Source organism: Frankia sp. CeTa3Moorea, from assembly GCF_978021225.1.
Window position 1 is genome coordinate 23,634 of the sequence record NZ_CDXDOR010000069.1, and the last position, 2,964, is coordinate 26,597.

Genomic DNA, 2,964 nt, shown 5'->3' on the forward strand with positions numbered 1-2,964 from the left:
GGCCGCCGCTCCGATCAGCGCCGCCGGCCGCCCGGCCCCCTGCCGTGCCGGGACGGCCGCCGCCTCCTGAACCGCATCGTGGCGCAGGCCGAGCCGGCTGAACGCGAACTCGGCCGCATAGCCGAGCATCGCCGTGGCGTACACCGCCTCGCCGCTGCCAAACAGATGATCGGAAAGGCTGGCTACGCCCTCGTTGACCGCCATCAGTGCTCCCGTTCGCTGGCGCTCGACACGGCATCGCCGGCTGCGGTGCCACCCGGTTCGGTGCTACTCGGTTCGGTGCTACTCGGTTCGGTGCTGCCCGGTTCGGTACTGGCGGGTTCGGTACTGGCGGGTTCGGCGCCGCTCGATTCCGAGGCGGTCGGCACGGACCGGTCGGTGCCGGCAAGCCCGGTGGCCTCGCGGACCAGGGTCGTGAGCTGGGCCAGCTCGACGGCGAACCCGTCGGCGTCGGAGCGGGACAGCCCGCCGAGCTCCACCGTGCACCCACCGGCGGCCGCCGGCCGGGCCCGCACCCAAACCCGGCGGCGGCGCACCCGGAGACTCGCGATCAGCCCGACGATGATGAGGACCGCGAAGAGCAACGCCTCGCCCTTGAACGGGTCGGACTTGACCTGGAAGGTGGCGAACTCGGCCACGCTGTCGGCCTCGAGGCTCATCCCGCCGGGCAGCCCGGTAAGGGTGCGCTGCCGCGGGTTGTCGAGGGCCAGGACCTGCGCGGTGCGCTCGCTGCCCGCCGGGCCCGTCATCGTGATCTGGCGCATGTCGCGGGTGTCGACCGTGTAGACGTTCTGTGGAATGCCCTCGTTGAGATGGAGGTTGCCGACGAACCCCGTGATCGTCAGACCGGGCGCGCGGGCCGCGGGGAACACGGAGACGTATCCCTGGGTCGGGTCGAGGCGGGTGGTCGGCGTGAACACGCCGCTGAAGGCCAGCTGCTGGGGCTCCTTGCGGACGCCCAGCGCGGGCAGTCCGGTGTCGGGGATCTTGACGGTGCAGGTTGAGGTGAACATGCCGTCCCGCGGGGTACACGGCACGTTCGACTCCCAGACGACCTTGCGCGCGGCGTCGCGAAGCACGAAGTGCGGGGCGAATCCATGCCCGATGAGGTAAATCTTGGCATTGCCGATCACCAGCGGATGGTTGACGCGGATGGTCGCCTTGCGGGTCGGGGCGTTCAGCGCGGCGGCATACGTGACGTCGGCGCGGAAGTCGGACGGCTGGCCGCTCGGCTGGAACGTGGCGTTGAACCGGTCCAGCGTGAGCGAGAACGGGCGCAGCTTCGCGGGGTCGACGCGCTGACCAGCGTTGAACTGGTCATAGGAGATGATCGTATTCGCGAATCCACTCCCGGAGACGACGAGCACGGTCCCGGAGTATCCGTACCAGGAACCGAAGCCCACCGCGGCGAGCAGCCCCACCAGGGCAATGTGGAAGACGAGGTTACCGGTCTCGCGCAGGTACCCCTTCTCCGCGGCGACGGAGTGGTCGGCGGTCCCCTTCGCGTCGCGGGCCTCGCCAGCCGTGGCCGTGACCCGGAAGCGCCGTCGGCGCAGCGCCTGCCGGGCGGCCGCCATCGCGTCGCCGGGCTCCATCGGACTCGTCCAGGCGCTGCCGCCGGGCAGCCGGCCGGGCCGGGCCGGGGCCTTCGGCGGCGCGGTGAACAGCGCCCTGGCATGCCAGCGGATCCGGGACGACAGGCAGCCGATCAGGGAGATGAACAGCAGCAGGTAGATCGCCGCGAACCAGGACGCGGCGAAGACGTCGAACCCGGAGAACCAGTCGAGCAGCGGACCGAGGGTGGGGTGGTCGGCGAGGTACTGCTCCACCCGCATCGGGTTGATGGCGCGTTGCGGCAGCAGCGATCCGGGCACGGCGGCCAGGGCCAGCAGGAACAGCAGCAGCAACGCGGTGCGCATGCTGGTGAGCTGGCGCCAGGACCGGACGGCGAGGGCAAGGGCCGGATGCCGGGTGAACCGGCCACCGGCGCCGGGGGCGCGCCCCGGTCCGTCGGTCGGCGCGCCGGGGTCGCCGGGCGACGGACCGGCCGCGCTGTCCGGCGGGTCGAACGCCTCGGGGGCGGCGACGCGGGCGTCGGCATGCCCCTCGGGCAGGCGGCGCGAGCTGGCCGCCACGCCGGAGTCGAATCCCGCGGACTCGATGGCGGACTCGAGGCCGGACTTCTCGAGGCCGGACTCGGCCTCGACGGTGTCGCCGGGTTCGACGTCGACGGACCCGGCGGCGAGTGACGCGGGATCGGCGGCTCCGGACGCAGGCGCGAGCCGGGCGTTCGAACGGGTTGAGGAGGTCACAGCGGCGTCTCCGAGAAGCCGGGGGCGTAGGGCCGTAGGTTCGCAACCAGGTCGGCCCATTCCCCCGTGAGTTGAAGCACGCCGACCGTGACGAGCAGCATGCCGCCGAGCAGGGTCAGGATGCGGGTATGCCGTCGCAGCACCCGCAGGGCGCCGACGGCACGTCGGAAAGCCAGTCCGACGGCGAGGAACGGCAGCCCGAGCCCGAGGCAGTACACCGCGGAGAGGAACGCTCCTCGCTGCGCCGTCGCGCTCGTCACCGCCAGACCCAGGACGGCCGACAACGTCGGGCCGAGGCAAGGTGTCCAGCCGATCCCGAAGAGCACCCCCAGCACGGGCGCGCCGAGCAGGCCGGGCGCCGGCAACCGGTGGATGCGCCATTCCCTGTTCACCCAGGACAGCCGGGAGAACACGCCGGCGAACGCGAGTCCCATCACGATAGTGACAACCCCGAGAACCTGGCTGACGCCAACCTGATGGCGGGTGAGCCACTGCCCGAGCCCGCCGAAGGCCGCGCCGTAGGACACGAAGACCGCGGTGAAGCCGAGCACGAACAGACCCGTGCCCGCGGCGACCCGCCCACCCGCGCGCAGCCGGTACAGCCGCAGCCCGGGCGACCCGGTCCCCTCGTCGTCCCGGGCGAGGTCACCAG

General features: G+C 72.1%; 2 protein-coding genes and 1 pseudogene. All 3 read right to left on the reverse strand.

What is annotated here, in order from left to right:
• Nucleotides 1-204, reverse strand: a pseudogene (locus AC08OV_RS13945) (c-type cytochrome biogenesis protein CcsB); the annotation flags it as partial.
• Complete coding sequence (gene resB / locus AC08OV_RS13950) at nt 204-2,312, reverse strand: cytochrome c biogenesis protein ResB (protein ID WP_476612946.1); 2,109 nt, start codon at nt 2,310-2,312, stop codon at nt 204-206. The pseudogene AC08OV_RS13945 and the gene resB, both read right to left, overlap by 1 nt.
• On the reverse strand, nt 2,309-2,964 hold a 656-nt coding region (locus tag AC08OV_RS13955), incomplete at its 5' end, for a cytochrome c biogenesis CcdA family protein (protein WP_476619756.1). The genes resB and AC08OV_RS13955, both read right to left, overlap by 4 nt.